This is a genomic window from Rhodopseudomonas sp. BAL398 (assembly GCF_033001325.1).
Classification (GTDB): domain Bacteria; phylum Pseudomonadota; class Alphaproteobacteria; order Rhizobiales; family Xanthobacteraceae; genus JARJEH01.
Genome location: NZ_CP133111.1, coordinates 3,136,646 through 3,162,244, shown reverse-complemented (window position 1 = coordinate 3,162,244; position 25,599 = coordinate 3,136,646). Strand labels below are relative to the sequence as shown.

The following is a 25,599-nucleotide window of genomic DNA, read 5'->3' as shown; positions in this document are numbered from 1 at the left end:
ATGACGACCTTGAACGCCGGTTGTTGTTGAACGTTCATGAGCCCGACTCACAAATCGCATGCGCCCGCGCCGCGCCCGGTCAGGCGACCAGCTCACAGGCGACGGCCTGCAGCGCGGCGCAGGCGGCGTTGGGATCGAGTTCGATCTGCAAGCCGCGCTGGCCGCCATTGAGATAGACCGTGGTCTCGGCCAGCGCTGCCTGCTCGATTGCGACCGGCACGCGCTTTTTCTGGCCGAATGGCGAGATGCCGCCGACATGGTAGCCGGTCAGCCGCTCGGCGTCGGCCGGCTTCATCATCCTGGCGGTCTTGCCGTGGAAGGCATGGGCGAGCTTCTTCATGCTGACCTCGCAATCCGACGGCACCACCGCACAGACCGGCTTGCCGTCGACCTCGGCCATCAGGCTCTTCAGCATCCGGCGCGGCGCGACGCCGAGCGCGGCCGCGGCCTGCATCCCGATGCTGTCGGCGTCGGGATCGTAATCATAGGCGTGCAGCGTGAAGGCGACCCCTAGCTTGGCGAGGGACTGGGTGGCGCGGGTGGTGCGGGACATCGGCCGGCTCCGGTTGGGAATCGGCGGAACCTGTAACACGGCCCAACGTTTATCCGGAAACTGAGGAGATCGTCATGGGACTTGCGACCTACGCCATCATCGAGACTGCCGCCGACGCGAACTCCGACGGCACCAACACTTGGGGCATTCTGCATGACGGGGAAGTGGAGGGGGTCTACGCGACCAAGGAGGCCGCCTTCGAATCCGCGGTCGCGGCCGCGTCGCTGGCGGTGCGCGAGGGTCACGAAGTCCATGTGACAGTGCCGCCGCGCACCACTGGAAACGGCACCGCGCTCGGCGGTCCGACCAATTGATCGAATCGATCAGTTGCCGGTGACGGCAGCGCGCCTGAGCGGTTGATGGCGGGGCGCCGCTCGCACGGCGCACGGCGTCGTGGCCATTTCGATTACAGTTCGATGCGGGGGTCAGGCTCGAAACCGCAATATTGCTGCAGCGCGCCGAACAATTCGCTGGTATCCATCGATTTCTTCATGATCTGCGCGGCGCCGCGATGGCCGGAAAATTCCCGCCTCAATTCGTTCTGGATGGCGTCGCCGAGGTCGCGTCCGCTGAGCACGATCACCGGAATGTTCTCGGTCACCGGCGAGGTTCGCAGCTTGCCGAGCAGATATTGTGCGTCGCCATTCGGCATGTAGTAGTCCGAGACGATGACGGTGGGCTCCTCGCGGCAGGCGAGGCGGTAGGCCTCGGTCGCATCAGCAGCATACAGCACCTCGACGCCGAGTTTCTTCAGGCGGCTGGCCAGCAGCAATTTGACCTCGGCATCGTCATCGACCAGCAGGACGCGCGGGTTGGCGCGCACCACCTCGGTGGCGGGTCGTGTGCCGGTCTGTTCGGCCACATTTTTCAGATCCGGGTAGATCTCCACCAGGGCGGCGTCCATCTCGGTCCAGAAGTCGGCGCCCTTGCGAGCGTAGATGGCGCCGAAGCCTTCGCAGCGTTCGAACGTGCCCGGGTCGCGGCTGCCGGTGGCGACCACCACATGCAGCGGCGCGCGGTCGGGGTCGAGCAGTTGCGCACACACCGACAGACCGTCGACCTCCGGCATGTTGACATCGATCACCAGAATGTCCGGCTTGTAGCGCCGCGCCTTGAGCAGCGCCTGCATGCCGTTGCTCGCGGTCTCGACTTCGAAGCCCATCCGGGCACAGCGCTCGGCGAGCACCCGGACCAGCCACGGATCGTCATCGGCGATCAGCATTTTCGGTGCTGCGGCGGCTGGCGCGATGCTATTCATTGTCGCCTCCTGACGTGATCTTCTGTGGCTGCCCGAGTTTGGCGATTTTCGTCATGGATTTTGCGGTGGAGTCACTAATTGCTGCCTAATGAAACCTCAGTACGAATGCGGAGGAGCGAACATTATCCGGCGGCCAGCGTTGCCGGCTGTTTGGGGCTTGCGGCCTGGCACTGCCCGGTCCACAGGATCAGGGCGTCGAGCAGCGCGGCGATGGTATCGGCACCAGCCGGCGTCGTCGCGCCGGCGCTGATGGCGTCTTCCAGCGCGGCGCCGGCGCCGCTGATCTCGGCAAAGCCGAAGATTCCGCCGGCACCGGCCAGGCCATGGGCGATTTGTCGGATCGCCGCGAGCGTGGCGCCGCGGTCGCCGCCGTCGATCAGATCCTGGCGAAGCCGCCGCAATGCCGAGGTCTCCTTCTGCGCGCGCAGCACGAAGGCGGCGCGCGCCCGCTGCAGCGGATCGACCGCCTGCACATAATTGTGCACCGAAGCCGCCAGCGTCATCGGATCGAACGGCTTGGAGATGACGCCGACCGCACCGAGCGCCCGAAACCGGTCGAGCTCGCGGGTCTGGGCGCGCGCCGTCATGAAGATCACCGGGATCGCATGGGTATTCGGATTTTCCCGCAGCCGGGCGAGGGTGGCGGGCCCGTCCATCAGCGGCATCATCACGTCGAGCAGGATGACGTCCGGCAACCAGTCGGCGGCTACCGTCAGTCCCTCCTCTCCGGAGCCGCAGCTTCGGATCTCGAAGGCGGAATCGAGGCCGAGCGAGATCTCGACGATTTCGCGGATGTCCGACTCGTCGTCGATATGCAACAGGCGGATCGTGCTCATGCGGTGGTCTCCTTTGCGCGGATGGCGGGCAGCAGCGCGAGAAATTCCGAGACCGTCGCGCATAGTTGCTCGACCGAATTGGTCGTCTTCGACAGCGAGAACTTCACCTGTCCGCCGCAGGGCGGAGCGGTCCCGGCCGTGAAGATCACCACCGGAATCGGATGCCCCTCGCCGTCGCGCAGGTCGGTCTGCAGATCGAGGTCTCCGACATTGCCGACGCTGTTGACAATCGCCAGATCGATCAAGTTTTCGGCGAGCGCATCGCGGGCGGCCTCGAGCGAAGTCACCGACACCATGTCGACGATCCGGCGCAATCCGTAGCTGACAAGCAATCGCGCGTCGCGGTTGTCGTCGAAGTGCAGGATCTGCGGCCGCCGTTGCGGCGCGGCGGCGATGGCGTTTTGCAGAAGCGTCTGCAGGCGCGGCAGATCGACGGGTTTGCCGATCCACTCCAACACGTTGAGCTTCGCCGAGCGGACGTCGTCTTTCTCCCGTTGCGGCTGATCCGATATGCCGACCAGCGGCGTGGTGCGATTGCGCTGCTGGGCGCGGATCTGAAAGATCAGATCGATGGCGTCGCCGCCGCGAAACGCAACGTCGACGATCACGGCTGCGTATTGTGTCGCCTGGGCCAGCGAGGCCGCGAGCATGAAGGTGCGGGCGATGTCGACCGCAAAGCCGACTTGGCGCATGTGTTGCCGGATCGGAATCGCGACGTCATGATTGACCTCGCAGAGCAGGATGCGCGGCGCGCTGGGCGGCGCGTCGATGTCGATTTCGCCGCTGGTCACCATGTTCCACGGCGGAATTTCCACGAAAAACACCGTGCCGCCGCCATCCGCATCCTCGAATCCGACATTGCCGCCGAGCCGCTCCATGATCTGCTTGACGATGCTCAGCCCGAGGCCGGTACCGCCTTTGCTCTTGGCGATGGTGCCGTCGGCCTGGGCGAATTTCTCGAAGATGCGCGAGCGAAAACTCTCCGGCACGCCGGGGCCGTGATCGCGCACATTGACCCGGACGGTCTCGGTGTTCGCCGTCACACAAAGCTGCACCTGCCCGGCGGGCGGCGAAAACTTGATCGCATTGGAGATCAGATTGGTGATCACCTGCGCGAAGCGGTCCGGATCGGCATTGATGTCGGCGTCGACCGATTCCGGATCGAGCGTGACCCGCACCCCGTAGCTGTCGGCGAAGCCGCGATTGTCCTCGATCGTCTGCTCCAGCAGCGTGGTGAGGCTGAAGCGGACGAAATTGAACACCACGCGGCCCGACTCGATCTTCTCGACGTCGAGAATGTCGTTGATCAGCCGCACCAGCCGCTGACTGTTGTTATGCGCGATCGTCAGCAGCCGCGCCGCCGAGTCCGGCAGCTTGTCGGACCATTGCCCGACCAGCAGGCCGAGCGATCCGGAGATCGACGTCAGCGGCGTACGCAATTCGTGGCTCACGGTCGAGACGAATTCCTCCTTCAACCGCTCCATGTGCTTGCGCTGGCTGATGTCGACGATGACGCCGAGAACCAGGAGTTCGTCGCCGGCGCGAATCGGGTTGAGGCCGACCTCGACCGGAAATTCGGTGCCGTCCTTGCGGACGCCGAACAGATCACGTCCGGCGCCCATCCGCCGTGTCTCCGGGCTCGGCGTGAAAGCCAAGCGGTGCGAGGCGTGCGGGGCGCGCATCCGCATCGGCACCAGAATATCCACCGGCTGGCCGATCAGTTCCTCGCGCGAATAGCCGAACTGATGTTCGATCTCGCTGTTGACCATCACCATCTGGCCGTTGCTGTTGACCATCACCATGCCATTCGGCGAGGCCTCGACGGCGAGCCGGAACATCTGCTCGGCCAGGCCGCGCTCGGCGATGTAACCTCGAATGGCATTCATCGGGTGGCCTCACGTCAGATGCTGGCTGAAGACGAAGATGCGGGAGCGGATGGCCGGCCCACCACGCTCATCGCGCCGCGAGCATGACCATGCGCAACAGGTCCGCGGCGTTTCTGGCGCCGAATTTCCGCATGATCTTGGCGCGATGCGATTCGACGGTGCGCGGGCTGATCTGCAATAGCTGCGCACCTTCCTTGTTGGTGGCGCCGCTGCAGATCAGTTTCAGCACCTGGCTCTCGCGCGGCGTCAGGTGGCGTTCGATCGCCCGGATCGCCGAACCCGATGGCGTGGCGTCGCCGCTGCGTGATGGCGAGAAGATCGGCTCCACGCCGGCGACGCGCGCGTCGAAGGCCGACGGTGCCGCGATGGCGTTGCCGATCTGCTCGACGATCGCGCAGACCCGCTGGGTTTCCCGCAGCGCGCTCTCGGCCAACAGCAGCGGCGCGTTGCGTCCGTCTTTGGCGCCATCGGCCGCGAGGCGTTTCAATTCGTGGATATACTGCAACAGCGTGTGGAGCGGCTCGTCCAGGCGCTGCACGATCGCCGCGCCGGTTTCATTGGCGATCGATTGCCGGTCGCGATTGGGGCCGTCGCGCTGGACGTGGGATAATGAGTTCGGCGTGCTCGCGATCCGCTCCGCACGCCGGCGCTGGATGATCTGCGCGTCTTTCACGAGCATGGCGGAATCCTTCAACGAAGCGCCTGAGAGACAGCGACTGACGGCGTCGAAAAGCTGGTCGGGCCGCGCAGCTTGCGCCGTCGACCACGTGTCCGTATCCAATGTGCCGGCGGTGCGTTGTCACGAAGTTAAATTGCGGGCAGGTACTAATACCCATTGCGCGCCGTGCGCCCGGACAGTTTTGAACGCAATCCGGCGCGTCACCGCATAGATCGGTATTTCTAGTAATTCTACTGATGCGTGGCGACGCAGCGCATCCGTCTATCGTCTTCGCCGCGTATTCGAAACGTGCCGCCGATCTCTGCAGATCGATCAGCGAATGGTAATTGACGTCGTCGAGCTGATGTGGCGCGGTCGAGCAGCGTTTTGTCCTTTTCGGGCAACGCGACCAGGGCGGCGGCGAACACATTATCGGTGTGCAGCGCCATCGTGCCGAGCAGCCGGCCGGTGGCGCCGAAGAATTTCGAGAACGAATAGACCAGCAGCGTGTTGCGCGGGCATTTGGCGAATAGCGACACGAAATCGTCGGCGCGCGTATCGGATCCCGCCTGCCAGAGATCCACGGCGATGTCGCCTGGCGGCATAGCCGTCGACGGCGGCCAACGGTCCAGTTAGTTATCGTTTAGTTCGCGTCCGTGCGTAGCGGCGCAACATCGCCGCGGCGACGACCTTCTCCGACCTGACCTCGCTGCCGGCGAACCAGACGCTGGTCACCTTGCCGGTCCTGGATCGGAGACGGCGCACCGGCTCGCCGTGGCTGGCATAGCCGGCCGCGAGCGCAATCCTGCCCTTGTCGCGCCCGCTGACTTCGATTTCGGAGGCATCCATGAACGGATTGATCGCGTGCGGATTGCCGACAACGACGCGGCCGCCGATCGGCACCAGATCGAGTGCGCCGCCATTGCCCCACCACCGGCCCCTCCAGTCGCGTAGCCTGCGTTGCGGCGCGCCGCGATCGGCAAAGGCGCGCAGGATCTGCATCGCGCCTTCGGCCCACGGCAAGGCCCAGCCGTCATTGGCGTTGGTCAGCACCGTGATGGTGAGCTCGCAGGCTGGAATGACGCAGGTGCGCGAGATGTAGCCCTGCAATCCGCCGCTGTGGCCGAAATTGTCCCAGCCGGCGATGCTGCCGCTCATGATGCCGAGGCCGTAATGACTTTCCAACGCGGCATGCGGATTGCGCCAATGCTTGCGCACCATCTCGCGGCGGCTCGCCGCCGACAGCACGCTGCGCTTCGCCTTCGGCGCCAGCTGGGCGAAGAACCGTGCGAGATCGGCGGCGGTGCTGATCACGCCGCCGGCCGGCGCGATGGCATTCTCCTGGTACTCGCCGGGGATCACCAGCCGGCGTCCCGCCGGAATCTTCGACGAGTGGCCGCGCGCGAACGGCGTGCCCTTGGCCAGCGGCATGTCGGATTGCGTCGCTTTCAGCCCGGCGGCTTCGATCACCTCGCGTTCGATGAAGGCGCGATAGGGTTCGCCGGTGATCGCCTCGATCACCAGCCCGAGCAGCCCGTAGCCGTGGTTGGAATATTTGAACCGGCTGCCGGATTCGATCGGCGGCGCGGCGCGCAGATCCGCTAGCAGTTCTTCGGTGCTGACGAATGGGCGACGTTCGGTGAACTGCCCGGCCGCCAGCCCGTCGCGCACCAGCCCGGCGCTGTGCGACATCAGCTGCCCCAGCGTCGCGGCGGCGACCGCGGGATGCAGGCCGGTCACATAGTCGCCGACCGGATCGTCAAGCCGCAGCCTGCGCTGTTCGCGCAGCCTCATCAGGCCTGTGGCGGTGAAGCTCTTGGAATGCGAGGCGACGCGGAAGCGGTGGCGCGGCGTTAGCTTCTCGCCGGTGGCGAGATTGGCGACGCCGAAAGCTTCTTCGGCGACGATCTTGTCGCGATACGCGATCGCCAGGATGCAGCCCGGCTGCTCCGATACCCGCATCTGAAACTGGAGCCAGTCGCGGATGTAGTCGATTGCCGGCTGCTGCCAGGCTTCCATGGTCGTGCCCCCGGCCGGGCTGGAGCAACTGCCCGGCGACGCGTGCAGTCTATTCCGGATCCCATTCCGGCGCGAAGCCCGGATTGACGAAGCGCTGGTCCTTCGGCAGGCCGGCGATCGTCGCGCGGTCGGCATCGTCGAGCGTCACATCGCGCGCGCCGAGATTGCTCTTTTGACTGGCTTCGCTGCGCGCCTTGGGGATCGCCATCACGCCGTCCTGGTCGAGCAGCCAGGCCAGCGCCACTTGCGCCGCGGTGGCGCCGTGCTTGGCGGCGATGGTCTGCAGCTGCGGATATTTGGCGAGCCGGCCCTGCGCCAGCGGCGCATAGGCGGTCAGCGGCACGTTTTTGCTTCGGGCGTAAGTCAGCAGGCGGGTCTGGCCAAGTAGCACATGATACTCGACCTGGTTGCAGGCGATCGGCGCCTGGATCTCCTCGACCGCCTGCTTGAGCAGCGCCACCGGAAAATTGCACACGCCGATGGCGCGGGCGCCGCCCTCTTGCTTGATCCGCATCAGCGTCTCCAGCGCGGCCGCGAGATCCATCTGCGGCGCCGGCCAATGGATCAGATAGAAATCGACATAGGGCGTCTTCAGCTTGGCGATGCTGGTGTCGAACGCCTTGCGGATCGCGTCGGGCGCCAGATTCTGCCACCACACCTTGGTGGTGATGTGGATCTGGTCGCGCGCTATTCCGGAGCCCGCGACGGCGTCGCCGACCGCGTCCTCATTGCCATACATCTCGGCGGTGTCGATGTGGCGATAGCCGAGCGCCAGCGCGCTCTCCACGGCGGCGCGGCAATCGTCGCCCTGCATCCGGAAGGTGCCGAGGCCGAGTTTCGGGACGCTGAGCCCCTGCGTGGTCAATGTCGTCATGAGACCTCCAATAGATCGCGCGGTCGTCGCGGCCGTGGCACGCCGACGACAGGGTCGGCGCAGAGAGGCAACATTCGCCGGCAAGGTCAATCGTCCTGCGCGGTGCAAGCGCCGGCGTCGGAATGGCTTGGGCGATCGGCGCTGAGCCGATCAGCCTTGGAGGTCAGGCAGTTGAGCGCCAACCCGCGCCGCCGTCGCCGTTCGGCCGACGGCGCCGTCAGACATCCGGCACCGAAGCGCGGCGCGGGCGGGCCGATGCGTCAGCAATCGTCCCCGGTCTTCGACATGCCGGCGCCCTGCTGGGCCGCGGTCGGCTGGCCTTGGCCCTGCCGGTGGGTATCGTTCGAGGACGTCGCGCCGGCGGCGTTATTCATCGCCGCGGTCGGCGGGTGTTGGCCCGAACTGGCGACGCCGGTGGTGGAGGGGGCCTGCCCGGTGTTGCCGGGCGTCGGCCCGGCGCCGGCGTCCTTCATCTTGCCTTGCGCCGTGGCGCAGGGGCCGGCCTCGGCGGCGCCGGCACCGAGCGCGAGCAATCCGACCGTCAACAGCGCGATGGTTCTGCTTGTCATGTTTCTCTCCCGGTTTTGCTGCAGCTCCGACGCGGTGGACCCGCGACTGGACGCAGCATCACAAGCCCGAGATCGACGCCCCGTTCCGGTCTTTCGGGGTTTTGTTTGCGGTCCCCCGGCGGGCGCCGGATTCGGATCGGGATTCAGATTCGGTTTCGGCAGCGGCCGCACCAGGGCCGTCGACGGAATTCCGCAACGACTAGATTTTCTGGGGATATCAATAGTTTGGCGAGCGTCCGGAGAGCCGGATGGCGGGCCGTTTCGCTTGCGTCGCGGGCCGGCATCCTTTATCCGGTGTGATGCCTCGCATGCGAGCGGCCGCGGCCGCGTTTGGCTTGGCGCTCTCGCATGGTCGAAGACTGCCGGTCTTCGCCACGGCCATGCTTCCATCGGTTAAGCTGCAAGGGATTCTCTCGAAATGGCCAATGTCGTCGTGGTCGGCGCCCAATGGGGCGACGAGGGTAAGGGCAAGATTGTCGATTGGTTGTCGGAGCAGGCCGACATCGTTGTCCGGTTCCAGGGCGGCCACAATGCCGGCCATACGCTGGTGATCAACGGCGAGACCTACAAGCTGGCGCTGCTGCCCTCCGGCGTGCTGCGGCCCTCGAAGCTGGCGGTGATCGGCAATGGCGTGGTGTTCGACCCGCAGGCCTTTCTCGACGAGGTCAAGAAGCTGCAGGGCCAGGGCGTCGCCATCAGCCCGGACAATCTGCGCGTCGCCGAAAACGTCACGCTGATCCTGCCGCTGCATCGCGATCTCGACGCGCTGCGCGAATCCGGCAATCCGGCGCACAAGATCGGCACCACCCAGCGTGGCATCGGCCCGGCCTATGAGGACAAGGTCGGCCGCCGCGCCATCCGGCTGATGGATCTGGCCGATCCCGCTACGCTGCCGCACAAGATCGACCGGTTGCTGGTGCATCACAACGCGCTGCGCCGCGGCTTCAACCTGCCGGAATTCGACGCCGCGACGATCCAAAAGGATCTGATGGCGCTGGCGCCGCAGCTGTTGCCCTATGCGGAGACGGTCTGGCGGCTGTTGGACATCAAGCGCCGCGAGGGCAAGCGGATCCTGTTCGAGGGCGCGCAGGGCGCGCTGCTCGACGTCGATCACGGCACCTACCCCTATGTCACCTCGTCCAACACCGTGGCGGCGCAGGCCGCGACCGGCTCCGGCATGGGGCCGGGCTCGGTCGGCTATGTGCTGGGCATCTGCAAGGCCTACACCACCCGGGTTGGCGCCGGTCCGTTCCCCACCGAGCAGGACAATGAGGTCGGCCGCCGGATCGGCGAGCGCGGCCGCGAATTCGGCACCAATACCGGGCGGCCGCGGCGCTGCGGCTGGTTCGACGCCGTGCTGGTGCGCCAGACCGTGCGGACCTGCGGCATCCACGGCCTGGCGCTGACCAAGCTCGACATTCTCGACGGCTTCGATTCGATCCAGGTCTGCGTCGGCTACACGCTGGACGGCAAGGAGATCGACCATCTGCCGGCCGGCGAGGGCGCCCAGGCCCGGATCCAGCCGATCTACGAGACCATCGAGGGCTGGAAAGAGCCCACCGCCAATGCCCGCTCCTGGGCCGATCTGCCGGCCCAGGCGATTAAATATGTCCGCCGGGTCGAGGAATTGGTGGGTTGTCCGATCGCGCTGTTGTCGACCAGCCCGGAACGCGAGGATACTATTCTGGTACAGAACCCGTTCGAGGCTTAAAAGGATAGCGCCGCAGCGCATTTTCGGCCAAACCGGCAGCGGTTTGGCAAAGCGGGATGCTCTCGGTAATGATTTGCGCGTATCCTGCGCGCGGATTCTGGTTTTGCCGAAATGGCGTGAGGCGTTCATACTTGAGTCGAGATGGCTGATTACTATCCCCTGATCGCCCGTGCCATTGCCGGCCTGGACCCCAGTGCGCCGGGTGAGCAACGCCGCGCGCTTTACGAGCGCGCGCGCTCGGCCCTGATCAAGCAATTGCGCGGCGTCCAGCCGCCTTTGAGCGAATCCGAAATCACCCGGGAGCGGTTGTCGCTGGAAGAGGCGGTTCGCAAGGTCGAATCCGAGGCCGCCCAGCGCGCCCGCGACGCCGCCCGCGCCGAGATGAAAAGCCGCACCCGCCCGGGCGAAGCCGCCGAGCCCCGCGCCGGCGATTCGATGCGTGCCAATTTGCGCCCGCCGCCGCGCCCCGGCGATCCGCCGCCGCAAGTGGCGACCGGGCCGCTGCCGCCGGCCGAACCGGAGGCCGCGCCACCATCACCATTATCGCCACCGCCGGCCCGGCCGCGGCCGCAGATGCCGTCATTGTCCGCGCCGCGCAACGAGCGTCCGCTCGGCTCTGACGAGCGCGACGAGCGGCCGCGCAATTCGCGTCCGGATTCGCCGCGCCTGGATTCGCCGCGGCCGGACTCGCCATCCGTCGGGATGCCGGATCCGATCGTGCCCGGGCGCAACCGGGCGTCGTCGCGCCGGCCCGACGCGCCTGCGGGCGCCGATCAGTCGCCCGGGATTCGCGGCTTCCGCGACGTGACCGCCGATCTTGCCGATCTCGGCAGCGCCGCGGCGCAAGCCAATCGTCAGGCGCGCAAGACCTACGCCAATGTGGCGCCGTCGCCGGAATTCGACCGGATCGAGCCCAGCATGGAGAATCGCGGCGATCCGGACGCGCCGTATTCCTATGACGAATCCCCGGATGATGCCGCACGCTACCAACCGCCGCAGCCTGCGGCGCGGCCGCATTCGGTCAAGGAGAAAAAGCCGAAGCGCGTCGGCGGCGCGTTCCCGTTGCGCAGCGCGATCGTGATCGGCCTGGTGCTGGTGCTGGTCGGCGCCGGCATCCTGTGGGGCAAACCGGTCTATTCATCGCTGCGTGCGATGCTGGCGTCATCGTCGACGCCGACCGCGGAGCCCAGCGCGGCCGATTCCACCCCGGCGGACCGGCCGAAAATCACCGACCGGGTCGGGCAGCCGTCGAGCGAGCAAGTCGCCCCGGTGGCGCAGCGCGTGGTGCTGTATGACGAGGATCCGTCCGATCCGAAGGGCAAGCAATATGTCGGCACGGTGGTTTGGCGCACCGAACAGATCAAGGGCGCCAGCGCCAAGGGCGGCGCCGATCTGGCGGTGCGCGCCGACATCGACATTCCGGAACGCAAGTTCAAGATGACGATGTCGTTCCGGCGCAACACCGACACCTCGCTGCCGGCCAGCCACACCGCGGAGCTGACCTTCATCCTGCCGCCCGATTTCGACGCCGGCGGCGTCAGCAATGTGCCGGGCATCTTGATGAAATCCAACGAGCAGGCGCGCGGCACGCCGCTGGCCGGGCTCGCCGTCAAGGTCACCGACGGCTTCTTCCTGGTCGGCCTCAGCAATGTCGAGGCCGATCGCGTCCGCAATCTGCAGCTGCTGAAAGAGCGCTCCTGGTTCGACGTGCCGCTGGTCTACACCAACCAGCGCCGCGCCATCATCGCGATCGAAAAGGGCGCGCCGGGCGAGCGGGTGTTCGACGAGGCTTTTAAGGCCTGGGGCGAATAGGGCTCGGCGCTAGAGCAGTTCTGGTTTTGATGGAATCGGGACTGCGCTTCGATGCGCTCACAACAGGCACGGCCTCATGGTTCGAGGAGGCGCGAAGCGCCGCCTCGAACCATGCGCCGCAGACATCCGGCTCCTCATCCTTCGAGACGCCCGGCTTTGCCGGGCTCCTCAGGATGAGGAACTCATACCAAAGGGCACGACCTCTCGTTCGTCATGCCCGGCCTTGTGCCGGGCATCCACGTCTTGAAAGCCATTCTGAATCAAAGGCGTGGATGGCCGGGCCTTCGCCGCGCCGAAGGGGCTTCGGCCCCGCAGGCGGGACAAGCCCGGCCATGACGCGTGGATGAGTTGAAACCAAACGCCTTTGGTATCAGTCCCCTTGGGAACGACCAAATCCGCTTCTATCAATCGATGAAGCGCTCTAACAGGCCGGGGCGAATAAAGCCGCGACCGCCGCGACGTGACTGTCGCAATCCTCATGGGCTGACGGCCGCGCGTTGCGCGGCCCGTATCGGCGCTATGGCGCGCCGCGTGAGCCGGCGCTGACCGCGTGTGACACCAGCGCGTGTGCATCGGTGATGCCATCGGCGGCCCGCTCGACGATGGTCTGTGCCATCCGGGCCTTGGTGGCGGGGGTGCGATGCTCCACGGCGATCTGTTCGACCGCGATGTCCAAAACTTCACGCAGCGTGGCGACGTAGTCGGGATCGAACGGCGGCTGGGTTATTGTGGGCATGCGAATCTCCTCTGGTTCGGCGGCACCATCGTCGGGCAATGCGGCTGCAGTGGGTCGGCGCGGTGAAGCTGTGGTGACGCGCGTAAACGTCGCGGCAAGCCCGCGGCGCAATGTGCGGGCGACTTAAAATAACCATGGATTGCGGGGGGAGCCCGGCCGGTGCGGCGGTGGCTGGCCGCCGCATGGCGCCGAGCGCCGAGCCTCGAGCGCCGAGCCTCAAGCGCGGAGAATGGCCGGCCTTGGCTGGCTCGCCAGGGCTTTGGCGCAGCCGGCCCGGGCCGATGCCGGCGGATATCAAAGGCCCCGTCGCGGCCGCCCGGCGCGCCGGTTACCGGACATATAACGGCGATGGGGGCGGCAACGGCGATGCCGTTCCCGCCCCCATGACGCCGTCGCGTCCATCGAAATCCCCGATTGCTCGGAGCCTTCGACGGACCAACGTTTCACCAGAAGGTGACTTACTTGGCAGCGGGAGCGGCGGCCGGGGCCGGAGCGGCGGGTGCGGCCGGAGCCGGCGCCACGGCCGCGACGGCGGCCTTGCCGTTCCAGTATTTCGGGAACCAGCTGGTGTTGGTGAGCAGCGCGAAGTGCACCAGAATCGCGATCACGGTGACGCTGCCGAGCAACAGCGGGAGACCGACAGTCGGGTGGACCACAGTCCAGATACGTCCTTGATTCATGTCCGATACTCCTTAGTGCAGCCAGGGCGAATAAACATACGCCAGGAAATGAGCGACGATCGCGATCGCGCCGAAGACGCGGGTGCCGTCGATCACATGCTTGTGGAGCTCTTCCGATTCCGCGATTGTCAGCCCGGTGGGCCAAACCTTGTTCGGATCGTCGACCATAATAATACCTCCTGAGAGACTTCGATCAGTGCGTGCTGAACTCGCACGATGAGTGTCGTGTCGAAACCGGAGCGCCGTCTGCCGGGCTGACCAGATCGCGTTGCCTATGGTTCCGCCATAGGCCAACCGAAATGCCGACCACCGAAACAAGTCCGGACCCGAGAACGCCACCTGGCATCGGTCCAAATCGCTCTGGCCGAGTGCCGTATCAGCGTCGTTCTCACGCAATGTCAAATTATCGTGACAAGGATCTTTGTCAACTTGACATGACAGCAAAACCTGTCCGGTTCATGCCGGACAGTGCGGGGAGAGCGCTGGCGGGGCGGTAACATCCACCGGGTCGCGGCGTCTCTGGCGGTCTTCGCGGTCGCGGAACCCCTTCAGTCGCGCTCGCTGCCGCCCAGCCCCTTCCGGCCCGGACGGTAGGTAATCACCACGCAGGCGAGGGCGAGGATCAGGATGGCGCCGCTTTCGTAAAGCAGATTGGCCGGCGGCTGGTCTTTGCCCTGCAGGATCATCAGCCGCGCCATGGCCGTGATGGCGATGAACAAGGGCAGGGTGATGGGGATCTTCTTGCTCTCGTAATAGACCCCGACCATCGCCAGCACCTCGACATAGATGAACATCAGCAGCAGGTCCTTGAGCGCGACGCGCAGGCCGATCGCGGTGTTGTAGACCTCCTGCGCCATGGCGATCACGGCGAACACGCCGATCACCATCAGAAACAGATTTTCCAGCCAATGGATGATCTTGGCCAGCAAAGGCTGGGTCAGGCGGAGCGGTGTGTCGGGCATCGTCCAACAATCCAGATGTTGATTCGGCAAGCGCCGTGGGCCGCGCGAGATTCTTGTTGTGACGCGTTTTCTTCACGCGAACCGGTTTCCACTTCGCGCGAAAACGCTCTAATCGATCGCGCCGCTGCTGTCGGTGAGGCGAATGCGCGCAACGCCCGGTCGCGGCGCGATGGCGCAAGCGGCCGGCGCCTGTCATTGCCGGCCGTGGCGATCGTCGGTCCGAGCCGGGGTGATCGGCCGGGTCCGCCGCCTCACAAGTCGAGCGCGGTGATCATCGGCAGCAGCCGATAGGCGACCGCGACGGCGAGCGCGATCGCCGCCCAGATCAGCGCATGCTGCAGCCATTGGCCGCGGTTGCTGCCGTGCCACCAGCCGCGCCCGAGATACAGCGTCAGCGCCGACAGCGCGGCGACGCTCACCACCGTCGCGGAGTCGAACAACCCGCCGCCATAGGCCGCGTCATTGACGATCGCCGCCGCGCCGCCGATCAGAATGATCGCGAGAAGAACCCAGACAAACATCGGCGAAGTGTCAGTCGTGGTCCCCAGCGCTGTCAATCCGCCGCAGCGCCGCAGCCGCGCCGGCCGCTCCGGCACTTGCGCGCGGCCCGCAGCTTGCCCACGGCACGGTCCCCGGCCATATTACTGGACATACCCCGGAGGTCCCGATGGGCAGCTCGCAGAACCGCGCGATCCGCAACTACCGCTCCCGTCTCGGTGCGCGCGGTCTGGCGCGCTTCGAAGTGCTTGGTCGCGACGCCGATCGCGAGCTGATCCGCTCGCTGGCTCGCCGCCTGTCGGAGGATACGCCTGCGGCCGCCGAGCTGCGCGCCGCCGTGAGCCAGTCGATCGACGGCGAACCGCCGAAGCCCGGCGGCATCCTCGCGGCGTTGCGGCGATCGCCACTGGTCGGCGCCGATCTCAATCTGTCGCGTCGGCGCGAACCGGGGCGCAAGATCAAGCTGTGACCCGCTATCTGCTCGATACCAACATCATCAGCAATGTCGTCAAGTCGCAGCCGTCGGAGTCGCTACTCACCTGGCTGGCGCGCCAGCGCGATGCGGACCTGTTTATCGCCGCGCTGCCCGTCGCGGAAATCCGTCGCGGGGGCATCACGGTCTCAGGCCTGGCGAAGCTGGGCTTCGATCGCCGCTTTGTCGATCACCGACCAGACTTCCTGGATTCGTCCCTCGCGGAATTCGTAGATGGCATTCTCCGCAAAGCCCACCTTCCGGCCGTTCACCGCGACGCCGAGAAACTCGCCCTTGGGCGTGACCTCGAACCACAGCCGGGCCGCCACATGAGGCGGATCGGCGACGAGAATGCGAATTTCGAAATGCAGGTCGGGTATCTGCGCGACATCGTCTTCGAGCATGCGTCGGTATCCGCCCAGCCCCAGCGCCGCACCGTTGCGCCGCACGTCATCCTGGACAAAGCGGCCGAGCGTCGCCCAATCGCGTCTGTTCAGGCAGGCGATGTAATCGCGATAGATCTCTGCAAGATCGGTCGTGGTCATGGCACCTCCGCGTTTCGCCAATGTATCAAATCGCTCAGGAAACTCATGCGCCGGCGCCGGAAATCTGCGCGTAGGCCTCGGCGCGCAATGACGACATCGATGACGCATTCCTGCCTCACACCACCCACCGTCGTCACGCCATCCACCGTCGTCATTCCGGGGCGCGAGCAGCTTGCTGCGAGCGAACCCGGAATCTCGCGGCACGCGAAGTCATCGCGCAGTCCGGGTCAGCCGAAGGCGTACCCCGCCGCTTGGGGGCATGTTGTCGTCGATGGATCAGCGGATTACGCTGCGCTAATCCGCCCTACGGGCTGGCCTTAAGGTTCATGCATAGGAAACAAGGGTGTTTTCTCTTGAGCAACTCCAAAATATCGAAGTATCAGCGGTTGGTTGGATGACGGAGACCGCGTGTAGATATAGCGTCGGGCCTGGCTCGCAACCTTCTTGTTCACTTCAGAAACTACCCTCGACTGGTCAGCCCGCGTGACGCAGTCAAAGACATTTTGACTGTTCGCGGCCAGAAACAGCTTTCGCGGGCCGATGGGCAGCGAAATGAACCCGTTGAGTTCGCCAATCGCGGCGTAGTGCGCCGGCCGATCTGACGTAATCAGATCGTGCTTCGATTTGGAAAGGTCGATGACCCGCCATTTCATGCCATTGACGTGCGTCCCGATTTGAACGTTTTCGATTGCCCGCATAATCAAATTGACGGTGACCTTTTCGACTACCAATGGGTCGCGTTTAAAGACAAATTCTTCGAACTTTTCTGGGTCTCCGGGCTTTCTGATCTCTTCGTAGGCAATTTGCGAAGGCGCGTGACCGCGCCCCCAGATGAGAGGGATGGCGAGCCGCAATTCGTCCATCGCATCCGGGTGACGAAGACGAAGGCTCAAGAGAAATCGGGACCAACCGCTGCGGGCATCAGCCGTCCATGGCTCTGGATCGCGCGCTATGAGCCGGTGCAAGGCTCTCGCGCCTTCGTCATCCACGATCTGAAAGAATTTATTCTCGAGGTGCTGGTCCAGCCCCTGAGGGCCAAGCGTCGGAAACGCATAAAGGTCGCGCTGGAAACCGGAGCCGTCAGCCCCGACGGGTTTCTGGACCACTCGTCCGCCGAACACTTTGCGGTGCTCAAAGAGGCGTCCGCCAGCGTCATGCCATTGCCGAAGGTAGAAAACGGGTACGAAGTGGTGATCTCGGGGCTGGCCCATCGTTGTTTTCTCGATCGTGCGTTCGCCCCGGGGCGCACCTATGTTAGACTGTTGCCACACCTCCGGCTCTGGACAAAAATCTATATTTCAACGTCGGCACGTAGGGCGGGTTAGCAATGCGTAACCCACCGATTGCACGCATGTTATTGTCAATAAATTGGCAGATCACAAGCTATTCCGCCCGACGAATTTGGTAGCCCGCCATGAGCGAAGCGACATGCGGGCTTCGGTCGGAAGATCCCGGGTATCGCTGCGCTCACCCGGGCTACGCTTGCTTGGGGGCAGTTTCAATAGCTGCGCCATGATACGCTTCGTTTCGGCGGGTATTGGGGGAGCTTTGGGTATGCGCAAACGTCCTGACGGGGTGAGCCGCAAAGACACTGCTTACCTAGCGTTTGGCAAGGCAATGGCGAACTGGGCGCTTCTGGAGCTATTCCATTGGTTTCAGAGGGTAACTTTTCTCAAGCTGCCCCAAGCAAGGCGAGTGTTCTACGCAAACAAGAATTTCGCAGCGCGGGCCGAAATGCTCCGCGAGGTTCTTCCTGAGAGCGGCTTGGAAGCGCCAGAAGTGGCAGTAATCGAGGCGGTGGTAAAACGCGCGGCCGGATTCTGCACTTTTCGAAACTCGCTGGCCCACGGGGAAGTCACGTTCGAAGGTATCGTTGACCCAAGATACGAATACGAGGAAGCGCTGGCCAGAGGTTACGCGGTGGCGGATATCGAAACCGCCGCCAACCAATTCTTGGCGCTCGCCGAAATATCCAGACAGGCGCACGCTATTGCGACAGACGACGGAGCCGCGCTTATTTTACAGGACTATCTAGACGGGCACCGGCCATCGCTCGAAACACTTCTTCAACGAGTTCTCGCGCTTCCCAAGAATCTGCCGTGAGAGCTTGCGATTCAAGATAGCCGGAGCGGCACAACCAATCCCCCCAGCTCTACGGATCTCTTTCGTCACAACGGGATCGCCAGCGCAGGCAGCGGCACTCATTGCTCAACGCTCCACGCTTGGGGAGAACACCATTTTGTAGCCCGTTCTAATGTATATAATTGGGAAAATAGTCCTTGACACCCTTTCCCCCTTTGCTACTCTCCCGTCACTCCGCCCCATCGAGGGGCGCGTATCCGGGACGCTGGTCGTCGCGGGGCGGGGTGCGGCGCCTGCGGGCGGGGGAGGACGTCTCCTTCCGCACTCGGGACGCTCTGGGTCGCCGTCCGGCTCCACTACGGGAGTCTGCCACTTGCTAGTTGGCTGGACGCGGCACAGGTGAACGGCGGGAAATCCGCCGGGATCGGCGGGTCAAAGGGCTCGCGCCTGTGCCCGGAAGCACGGTCCTGGGGCGCAAAATCGCCGCGGCGGGGCGTCGAAAGGCGTTCCGCGGCCGGGCGTCGATGCGTCGGCGGTTCGGCCGCGGCCCTGATCAAAGGCGCGCCTTTCGGCGCTCCGCCTCCCTCACGGGAGGTTCTGACGGCGGGGCACGGCGTTCGGCGCCGGGCGCGGCACGCTGCTGCCCTCAGGCTCGACTTCAACAGCTGCGGCGAAAGGAGCGCGCGATGACAAGGCGACCCGGATTGCGATTGGAAAGTGCCGCGATGCGCGCCGAGCGGCTGGCGGAGGCTGCGGCCGCGGCGCGCGACGCCGAGGTTCATGACGTCTGCCGGCGCGCGGTGCGGCGCGGCTTGGCGGCCTATGTCAATGGCGCGCGGGATTGCCCGATGAAGGTGTGCCGGCGGGCGCGGGCTTGCGTCAGCGACAGCTTCGCCTGCCTGACGCGCCGGCGCCGCCCGGTGCTGGCGCCGATCGACGAGACCATCGCGATCGACGGGCTGTATCAGTTCATCACCGCCCGGGAGCAGGAGCCGACGTGATGCACGGTCGCCGAGCCGTGGCCGTTCGGCACGGCCGTCACCTTGAAACGAGGCCTTCAACAGCGTCATTGCGAGGAGCGCTTGCGACGACGCAATCCAGTCCTTGCCTAGCGCCCCTGGATTGCTTCGCGGTCGGACGGCGCGATGCGTCGTCCTCGGCTCGCAATGACGACATCAAGCGCGATCGTACTGGCTTCTTTCCGTCAGGCTCTGAGGAGCGGCCACTTGGCCGCGTCGCGAAGGATGAGCCCTACACTCCTCATGGTTCGAGACGCGCGCCAAGGGGCGCGCTCCTCACCATGAGGGGCTGTGCGGGGCCGCGCCGTGCGGGGCCGCGCCATGAAGGGCCGTGGGGGACATCCCATGAGGGCCTGCCGTGAGGACCATGCCATGAGCCGCAACGCCCTGACGGGCCGTGCGATCCGGCCCGGACGTGGCGCGGCGTTATTCCTCGTCTTCGTCCTCGGGCTTCTTGCCGCCGATGGTCTTCAACTTGGCGAACACCGCGTCGACATTGAGGTCGTCGGGGTCGCGCTCGGAATCCTCGAATTCGGCATCTTTCTTGGTGGTCTCGGAGGCCGGCAGCAGCGTGGCGCCGCCATAGCCCGGATCGGTCGGCTTTTCCTTGGCGGCGCGCTGCACCTCGAAATCGAGCTCGATCTGCGAGCACAGGCCGAGCGTCACCGGGTCCATCGGCGTCAGCGTCGAGGCGTTCCAATGGGTGCGGTCGCGGATCGAGGCGATGGTGGTCTTGGTGGTGCCGACCAGCCGCATCACCTGGCTGTCCTTGAGCTCGGGATGGTTGCGCACCAGCCACAGGATCGCGCTGGGGCGCTCATGGCGGCGCGACACCGGGGTGTAGCGCGGGCCCTTCTTCTTGGTCGGCGTCGGCAGCGTCACCCGGCTTTCGCCGAGCTTCAGCCGGTAATCCGGATCCTTTTCGCCCTTTTCGATCTCGTCGCGGGTCAATTGCCCGGTCGAGATCGGGTCCATGCCCTTGATGCCCTGGGCGGCGTCGCCGTCCGCGATGGCGCGGATCTCCAGCGGATGCATCTTGGTGAAGTCGGCGACCTGGTCGAACGACAACGCGGTATTGTCGACCAGCCAGACGGCGGTGGCCTTCGGCATCAGCGGGGCGTTGCTCATGGCAAATCTCCTTTGCGCTCCGCCCACCCGTTTGCAGGCGGAGCCGTCTGGTCATCGGTGATGACGGGAATTAGGCGCTTATATAAGCTGTCAGGGGGCGAACGCGCAATGGGCTGGCGTTCGGCCTTGACAGGGCCGCAAAGCCGCCCCAAGTCGTTGGTCGAAACACCCATAGCCGAAACGCCAATTGGCGACGACCGTTCGCGATGCGATGGTCCGGCGAACAGGCCCCGGATCGCTGATATGCTGGCAAAACCGCCCCTGAAAATCGTACTTTGTTCTCCGCGTGGCTTCTGTGCCGGCGTGGTGCGGGCGATCGACACCGTCGAACGGGCGCTGGCGCTGTATGGCGCGCCGGTCTATGTCCGCCACGAAATCGTGCATAATCGCTATGTGGTCGACAGTTTGCGCGCCAAGGGCGCGGTTTTCGTCGAGGAATTGGCGGAAATCCCCGATACCCAAGCGCCGGTGGTGTTTTCCGCCCATGGGGTGCCGAAATCGGTGCCCGCGGACGCCATGCAGCGCAATTTCTTCTCGCTGGACGCCACCTGTCCGCTGGTCACCAAGGTCCACCGCGAGGCCGCAATCCATTTCAAGCGCGGCCGCGAGATCCTGCTGATCGGGCATTCGCACCATCCCGAAGTGGTCGGCACGCTCGGCCAATTGCCGCCGGGCGCGGTCGAATTGATCGAAACCGCGGCCGATGCCGCATCCTTCGTGCCGAAGGACCCCGATAACCTCGCCTTCGTGACCCAGACCACGCTGTCGATCGACGACACCGCCGAGATCGTCGCGCTGCTGCGCGAGCGGTTTCCGAACATCTCCGGGCCGCACAAGGAAGACATCTGCTACGCCACCACCAACCGCCAGGCCGCGGTCAAGAAGGTGGCGCCGTTCGTCGACGCCATGATCGTGGTCGGCGCGCCGAATTCGTCGAATTCGCAGCGGCTGCGCGAGGTCGCCGAGCGCGAGGGCTGCAAGGTCGCGGTGCTGGCGCAGCGCGCCGGCGATCTCGACTGGAATCAGTTCGAAGGCATCCAGAGCCTGGGCATCACCGCCGGGGCCTCCGCCCCCGAGGTGATCGTCGAGGAAATCATGGGCGCCTTCGCCGAGCGATTCGAATTGCGCGTGGAGACGGTGTCGGCCGCGGAAGAAAACGAGTTCTTCCCGCTGCCGCGTGCGCTGCGGCCCGACGCGGCCGAATAGGTCATGGCGGTCTATACCGACGTCGCCGCCGACGACCTCGCGGACTTCCTCAAGGGCTACGACATCGGCGAATTGCTGTCCTACAAGGGCATCGCCGAGGGCGTCGAGAATTCCAACTTCCTGCTGCATACCAGCAAGGGCAGCTACATTCTCACGCTGTACGAAAAGCGCGTCGAACTCGGCGATCTGCCCTATTTCCTGGCGCTGATGGCGCATCTGGCGGCGCGCGGCGTCAGTTGCCCGCAGCCGCAGACGGATCGCAGCGGCGCGGTCTACGGCTCGCTGATGGGCCGGCCCGCGGCGATCATCAATTTCCTCGAAGGCGTCTGGCCGCGGCGCCCCAATGTGGCGCATTGCGCCGGCGTCGGCGAGGCGCTGGCGAAGATGCATCTCGCCGGCCAGGACTTTCCGCTTCGCCGCGACAATCCGCTGTCGGTCGCGGGCTGGCGGCAGCTGTTCGAATTGGCCGCGCCGCGCGCCGACGGCGTGCAGCCGGGGCTGCGCGACTTTCTCGGCCGCGAACTCGGCCATCTCGAATCGCACTGGCCCGCGGATCTGCCGCGCGGCGTGATCCATGCCGATCTGTTTCCCGACAATGTGTTCTTTCTCGGCGAGCAATTGTCCGGCCTGATCGACTTCCCCTTCGCCTGCAACGATATCCTGGCCTATGACGTGGCGATCTGCCTGAACGCCTGGTGCTTCGAACAGGATCATGCCTTCAACGCCACCAAGGCGCGGGCGTTTCTCAATGCCTATGGCCGCGTCCGCGGCCTGTCCGCGGCCGAACAGAACGCGCTGCCACTGCTGGCGCGCGGCGCCGCGCTGCGCTTCCTGCTGACGCGGCTGGTGGATTTCCTCGACGTTCCGGTCGGCGCGCTGGTGCGGCCGAAGGATCCTTTGGAATATGTCCGCAAGCTGCGCTTCCACCAGAGCGTGAGCAGCATCCGCGACTACGGCGTCGACGCCAAGGGGCTGGTAGCATGAGCGATCCCGCAGTCATCGTGCATACCGACGGCGCCTGTTCGGGCAATCCCGGCCCCGGCGGCTGGGGCGCGATCCTGAAATTCGGCGACAAAGAAAAAGAGCTCAAAGGCGGCGAAGCCCACACCACCAACAACCGGATGGAATTGCTGGCGGCGATCTCGGCGCTGGAAGCGCTGACCAAGCCGTGCTCGGTCGATCTCTACACCGACAGCCAATATGTGAAGAACGGCATCGGCAGCTGGATTCACAATTGGAAGCGCAACGGCTGGAAGACCGCCGACAAGAAGCCGGTCAAGAATGTCGATCTGTGGCAGCGGCTCGACGCCGCGCTGAAGAGCCACGAGGTGCGCTGGCACTGGGTCAAGGGCCACGCCGGTCACGACGAAAACGAACGCGCCGATCAATTGGCCCGCGACGGCCTGACCGAGAACAGATTGAAATCGCGGATCGGGTAGCTGAGCCCTCATGGTGAGGAGCGCGCCTGTTGGCGCGCGTCTCGAACCATCAGGATGCTTGGCTCATCCTTCGAGACGCCGCGCGAAGGGCGCGGCTCCTCAGGATGAGGTCAGCGGATGTTGCCGCTTACAGCTGCCCGAGCAGCGTTTCGCCGCCCGACACTTCGACCTTGCCGGGATTGGGCTCGAGGTTGAGCGTCTTCACCACGCCGTCCTCGACCAGCATCGAATAGCGGTGCGAGCGGATGCCGAGGCCGTTGCCGGAGCCGTCGAGCTCCATGCCGATCGCCTTGGTGAATTCGGCATTGCCGTCGGCGAGAAACACCGCCTCATCGCGCTGGTCGGTGTCGCGCTTCCAGGCGCTCATCACGAAGGCGTCGTTGACCGAGACCACCGCGATGGTGTCGACGCCCTTGTCCTTGATCGCATAGGCGTTGAGGAAGATGCTCGGCATGTGCATCTTGTGGCACGTGCCGGTATAGGCGCCGGGCACCGCGAACAGCGCGACCTTCTTGCCCTTGAAGATGTCGTCGGTGGTCTTCACTTGAAGTCCGTCCGCCGTCATCACGCGGAACTTCGCTTCGGGTAGCGTGTCGCCGACTTTGATCGCCATGTCTTGCTCTCTCCTTGGATGAGCCGGAGTCTTAGACCGGGGGCGCGCCGCTTACAATATTGCGCGCGCCGCGTCGCGCCGACCGCGGCGATCACGCTTGTGTCATCGCGGAGGAGCACAAGCGCGCCCTCGTCGCCGCGCACAATCCGTCGTTGCGAGGAGCGAAGCGACCAAGCCAGTTGCGCCGGCAGCTCTGGATTGCTTCGCTTCGCTCGCAATGACGAATGCAAGCCGTTGAATGGCGCGGCAGGTCTGTCGCCCTAAGCCGCGGCCTGACTTTTCTTTTCGTCGCGCAATTCGCGGCGCAGGATCTTGCCGACATTGGTTTTCGGCAGGTCGGTGCGGAATTCGATCTGCCGCGGCACCTTGTAGTTGGTCAGTTGCGTGTGGCAGAATTTGATAATGTCCTCGGCGGTGAGGTCGGGGTCCTTCTTGACCACGAACGCCTTGACCGCCTCGCTGGTGCGCTGGTCCGGCACGCCGACCACGGCGCATTCGACCACGCCGGGATGGCTGGCGATCACTTCCTCGACCTCGTTGGGATAGACGTTGAAGCCCGAGACCAGGATCATGTCCTTCTTGCGGTCGACGATCTTGGTATAGCCGTCGGGCGTCATGATGCCGATATCGCCGGTGCGGAAGAAGCCGTCGGCGGTGGTCACCAAGGCGGTCTCGTCCGGCCGGTTCCAGTAGCCGACCATGATCTGCGGGCCCTTGGCGCAGATCTCGCCGGGCTGGCCGAACGGCACCTCGTTGCCGGCGTCATCGCGGATCGAGATATAGGTCGAGGGCACCGGCAGGCCGATCGAGCCGTTGAAGTCGGTGGCGGTGGCCGGGTTGCAGGTCAGGGTCGGCGCGGTCTCCGACAAGCCATAGCCCTCGGCGATCGGGCAGTTGGTCAGCTTCTTCCAGGCCTCGGCGACCGGACGTTGCACCGCCATGCCGCCGCCGTTGGAAATCTTCAGCTTGGAAAAATCCACCTTGTGGAAGCCGGGCGAATGCAGCAGGCCGTTATAGAGCGTGTTGACCGCCGGGAAGCTGTTGACCTGATACTTCATCAATTCCTTGATAAAGCCCGGCATGTCGCGCGGGTTGGGAATCAGCAGATTGACGCCGCCGGCGCGCATCCCGAGCAGGAAGCAGGCGGTCAGCGCGAAGATGTGATACAGCGGCAGCGCGCAGACGATGAATAATTGATCGACATGCGGCGGCGCGCTGAGCGCCGGCTGCAGCCAGGCGTCGTTCTGCAGCACATTGGCGAGGATGTTGCGGTGGAGCAGCGTCGCGCCCTTGGAGACGCCGGTGGTGCCGCCGGTATATTGCAGGAAGGCGACGTCGTCGGCCACGATCTTCGGCTTGGTCAGCGTCATGCCGCGTCCGGCCGCCATGGCGTCGTTGAAGCTGACCGAGCCCGGCAGCGAGAATGCCGGCACCATCTTTTTCACGCGCCGCACCACCAGATTGACGATCAGGCCCTTGAGTCCCAGCATGTCGCCCATGGTGGCGACGATGATGTGCTTGACGGCGGTGCGCGCGATCACCTGCTGCACCGTGGTGGCGAAGTTCTCCAGCACGATGATCGCCTCGGCGCCGGAATCCTTGAGCTGATGCTCGAGTTCGCGCGGGGTGTAGAGCGGATTGACGTTGACCACCGCAAAGCCGGCGCGCAGCACCGCGGCGGTGGCGACCGGATATTGCAGCACGTTCGGCATCATCAGCGCGATTCGGGCGCCCTTCTGCAGGCCCTTGCCCTGCAGATAGGCGCCGAGCGCGGTCGACATCTCGTCGAGCTCGCGATAGGTGATCGCCTTGTCCATGCAGATGAAGGCTTTGCGGTCGCGGAATTTCTTGAAGCTTTCCTCCAGCAGATCGACGAGCGAGGCGTATTGCGTCACGTCGATATCGGCGGGAACGCCGGCCGGGTAGTGCTTGAGCCAGATCCGCTCCATGATGTTTCCCTCGTTTGGTTTTCGCGGAGCGCAACGCTCCGTCATTTCTTGTTTGTCGCATACCGCCGCGACGCGGCGAATTCGTCGAAAGGCG

Annotated in this window: 28 protein-coding genes and 1 pseudogene; 10 read left to right on the top strand and 19 right to left on the bottom strand. The window is 65.0% G+C overall.

The window, feature by feature from the left end; genetic code table 11:
- Positions 1-79: 79 nt before the first annotated feature.
- Positions 80-553 (bottom strand): Cys-tRNA(Pro) deacylase, encoded by a 474-nt coding sequence (gene ybaK / locus RBJ75_RS14955; protein ID WP_044406021.1) that lies wholly within the window; start codon positions 551-553, stop codon positions 80-82.
- Positions 554-627: 74 nt separating this feature from the next.
- On the opposite strand from ybaK, the gene RBJ75_RS14950 reads away from it, so the two are divergent.
- Positions 628-867, top strand: coding sequence for a hypothetical protein (locus RBJ75_RS14950; protein ID WP_044406023.1), 240 nt, complete (start codon positions 628-630; stop codon positions 865-867).
- A gap of 92 nt (positions 868-959) precedes the next feature.
- On the opposite strand, the gene RBJ75_RS14945 is transcribed toward RBJ75_RS14950, so the two are convergent.
- The 8 genes from RBJ75_RS14945 to RBJ75_RS14910 form a co-directional block, all read right to left on the bottom strand.
- Entirely contained in the window at positions 960-1,811 is an 852-nt protein-coding gene (locus RBJ75_RS14945) for a response regulator (protein WP_044406026.1), read from the bottom strand.
- 122 nt (positions 1,812-1,933) lie between these two features.
- Complete coding sequence (locus tag RBJ75_RS14940) at positions 1,934-2,647, bottom strand: response regulator (protein WP_044406029.1); 714 nt, start codon at positions 2,645-2,647, stop codon at positions 1,934-1,936.
- Positions 2,644-4,533 carry an ATP-binding protein gene (locus RBJ75_RS14935; protein ID WP_052628816.1) on the bottom strand — a complete coding sequence of 630 codons (1,890 nt, stop codon included), beginning with the start codon at positions 4,531-4,533 and terminating at the stop codon, positions 2,644-2,646. Before RBJ75_RS14935 ends, RBJ75_RS14940 begins: the two co-directional genes overlap by 4 nt.
- Positions 4,534-4,600: 67 nt before the next feature.
- The gene (locus RBJ75_RS14930; RefSeq protein WP_052628817.1) at positions 4,601-5,212 is read right to left on the bottom strand and encodes a helix-turn-helix domain-containing protein; all 612 of its coding nucleotides are present in this window, start codon (positions 5,210-5,212) and stop codon (positions 4,601-4,603) included.
- A gap of 230 nt (positions 5,213-5,442) precedes the next feature.
- Positions 5,443-5,775, bottom strand: a complete 333-nt coding sequence (locus RBJ75_RS14925; protein ID WP_201776295.1) for a hypothetical protein — start codon at positions 5,773-5,775, stop codon at positions 5,443-5,445.
- Between the two features lie 52 nt (positions 5,776-5,827).
- Entirely contained in the window at positions 5,828-7,210 is a 1,383-nt protein-coding gene (locus RBJ75_RS14920) for a serine hydrolase domain-containing protein (protein ID WP_044406033.1), read from the bottom strand.
- A 49-nt stretch (positions 7,211-7,259) separates the two neighbouring features.
- Complete coding sequence (locus tag RBJ75_RS14915) at positions 7,260-8,084, bottom strand: aldo/keto reductase (RefSeq protein WP_044406035.1); 825 nt, start codon at positions 8,082-8,084, stop codon at positions 7,260-7,262.
- Positions 8,085-8,344: 260 nt separating this feature from the next.
- A complete protein-coding gene (locus RBJ75_RS14910; protein WP_052628818.1) occupies positions 8,345-8,653 on the bottom strand; it encodes a hypothetical protein in 309 nt (102 codons plus the stop codon).
- A gap of 418 nt (positions 8,654-9,071) precedes the next feature.
- Here RBJ75_RS14910 and RBJ75_RS14905 point away from each other — a divergent pair, with 418 nt between their 5' ends.
- Positions 9,072-10,364 (top strand): adenylosuccinate synthase, encoded by a 1,293-nt coding sequence (locus RBJ75_RS14905; RefSeq protein ID WP_044406037.1) that lies wholly within the window; start codon positions 9,072-9,074, stop codon positions 10,362-10,364.
- Between the two features lie 141 nt (positions 10,365-10,505).
- A complete protein-coding gene (locus tag RBJ75_RS14900) occupies positions 10,506-12,176 on the top strand; it encodes a hypothetical protein (RefSeq protein WP_044406040.1) in 1,671 nt (556 codons plus the stop codon).
- Between the two features lie 517 nt (positions 12,177-12,693).
- Here RBJ75_RS14900 and RBJ75_RS14895 read toward each other — a convergent pair.
- The 5 genes from RBJ75_RS14895 to RBJ75_RS14875 all read right to left on the bottom strand — a co-directional run bounded on the left by RBJ75_RS14895 (position 12,694) and on the right by RBJ75_RS14875 (position 15,075).
- Entirely contained in the window at positions 12,694-12,912 is a 219-nt protein-coding gene (locus RBJ75_RS14895) for a hypothetical protein (RefSeq protein WP_044409575.1), read from the bottom strand.
- 458 nt (positions 12,913-13,370) lie between these two features.
- Positions 13,371-13,592, bottom strand: a complete 222-nt coding sequence (locus tag RBJ75_RS14890; RefSeq protein ID WP_044409572.1) for a light-harvesting protein — start codon at positions 13,590-13,592, stop codon at positions 13,371-13,373.
- Between the two features lie 12 nt (positions 13,593-13,604).
- On the bottom strand, positions 13,605-13,760 hold the full coding sequence (pufB, locus tag RBJ75_RS14885) for a light-harvesting antenna LH1, beta subunit (RefSeq protein ID WP_276156357.1): 156 nt from the start codon (positions 13,758-13,760) through the stop codon (positions 13,605-13,607).
- A 380-nt stretch (positions 13,761-14,140) separates the two neighbouring features.
- Positions 14,141-14,554, bottom strand: a complete 414-nt coding sequence (locus RBJ75_RS14880) for a phosphate-starvation-inducible protein PsiE (protein ID WP_044419044.1) — start codon at positions 14,552-14,554, stop codon at positions 14,141-14,143.
- 251 nt (positions 14,555-14,805) lie between these two features.
- Positions 14,806-15,075 (bottom strand): hypothetical protein, encoded by a 270-nt coding sequence (locus tag RBJ75_RS14875; protein ID WP_044419042.1) that lies wholly within the window; start codon positions 15,073-15,075, stop codon positions 14,806-14,808.
- 146 nt (positions 15,076-15,221) lie between these two features.
- Here RBJ75_RS14875 and RBJ75_RS14870 point away from each other — a divergent pair, with 146 nt between their 5' ends.
- Together RBJ75_RS14870 and RBJ75_RS14865 are read left to right on the top strand one after the other, a co-directional pair.
- Entirely contained in the window at positions 15,222-15,521 is a 300-nt protein-coding gene (locus tag RBJ75_RS14870) for a hypothetical protein (RefSeq protein ID WP_044419040.1), read from the top strand.
- Positions 15,518-15,661: pseudogene (locus RBJ75_RS14865) on the top strand (VapC toxin family PIN domain ribonuclease); the annotation flags it as partial. The gene RBJ75_RS14870 and the pseudogene RBJ75_RS14865, both read left to right, overlap by 4 nt.
- 12 nt (positions 15,662-15,673) lie before the next feature.
- Here the strand turns inward: RBJ75_RS14865 and RBJ75_RS14860 are convergent.
- Both RBJ75_RS14860 and RBJ75_RS14855 read right to left on the bottom strand, forming a co-directional pair.
- Entirely contained in the window at positions 15,674-16,069 is a 396-nt protein-coding gene (locus RBJ75_RS14860) for an ester cyclase (protein ID WP_044419038.1), read from the bottom strand.
- A gap of 317 nt (positions 16,070-16,386) precedes the next feature.
- Positions 16,387-17,280 (bottom strand): DUF4238 domain-containing protein, encoded by an 894-nt coding sequence (locus RBJ75_RS14855; protein WP_044416537.1) that lies wholly within the window; start codon positions 17,278-17,280, stop codon positions 16,387-16,389.
- A 343-nt stretch (positions 17,281-17,623) separates the two neighbouring features.
- Here RBJ75_RS14855 and RBJ75_RS14850 point away from each other — a divergent pair, with 343 nt between their 5' ends.
- Positions 17,624-18,172, top strand: coding sequence for a hypothetical protein (locus tag RBJ75_RS14850; protein ID WP_152647854.1), 549 nt, complete (start codon positions 17,624-17,626; stop codon positions 18,170-18,172).
- A gap of 665 nt (positions 18,173-18,837) precedes the next feature.
- Entirely contained in the window at positions 18,838-19,152 is a 315-nt protein-coding gene (locus tag RBJ75_RS14845) for a hypothetical protein (protein WP_044409427.1), read from the top strand.
- 444 nt (positions 19,153-19,596) lie between these two features.
- Here RBJ75_RS14845 and RBJ75_RS14840 read toward each other — a convergent pair whose 3' ends face one another.
- Positions 19,597-20,298, bottom strand: a complete 702-nt coding sequence (locus RBJ75_RS14840) for a DUF1013 domain-containing protein (RefSeq protein ID WP_044409425.1) — start codon at positions 20,296-20,298, stop codon at positions 19,597-19,599.
- A gap of 243 nt (positions 20,299-20,541) precedes the next feature.
- Here RBJ75_RS14840 and ispH point away from each other — a divergent pair, with 243 nt between their 5' ends.
- From ispH to rnhA, 3 genes are read left to right on the top strand one after another with little or no spacing between them, the layout of a single operon-like run.
- The gene (ispH, locus tag RBJ75_RS14835; protein WP_044409423.1) at positions 20,542-21,504 is read left to right on the top strand and encodes a 4-hydroxy-3-methylbut-2-enyl diphosphate reductase; all 963 of its coding nucleotides are present in this window, start codon (positions 20,542-20,544) and stop codon (positions 21,502-21,504) included.
- A gap of 3 nt (positions 21,505-21,507) precedes the next feature.
- Complete coding sequence (locus tag RBJ75_RS14830) at positions 21,508-22,488, top strand: homoserine kinase (RefSeq protein WP_044409421.1); 981 nt, start codon at positions 21,508-21,510, stop codon at positions 22,486-22,488.
- Positions 22,485-22,943 carry a ribonuclease HI gene (rnhA, locus tag RBJ75_RS14825; protein ID WP_044409419.1) on the top strand — a complete coding sequence of 153 codons (459 nt, stop codon included), beginning with the start codon at positions 22,485-22,487 and terminating at the stop codon, positions 22,941-22,943. Before RBJ75_RS14830 ends, rnhA begins: the two co-directional genes overlap by 4 nt.
- Positions 22,944-23,070: 127 nt before the next feature.
- Here rnhA and RBJ75_RS14820 read toward each other — a convergent pair whose 3' ends face one another.
- Entirely contained in the window at positions 23,071-23,556 is a 486-nt protein-coding gene (locus RBJ75_RS14820; RefSeq protein ID WP_044409416.1) for a peroxiredoxin, read from the bottom strand.
- A gap of 260 nt (positions 23,557-23,816) precedes the next feature.
- Positions 23,817-25,505 carry a long-chain fatty acid--CoA ligase gene (locus RBJ75_RS14815; RefSeq protein WP_044409414.1) on the bottom strand — a complete coding sequence of 563 codons (1,689 nt, stop codon included), beginning with the start codon at positions 25,503-25,505 and terminating at the stop codon, positions 23,817-23,819.
- Positions 25,506-25,599 lie beyond the last annotated feature (94 nt).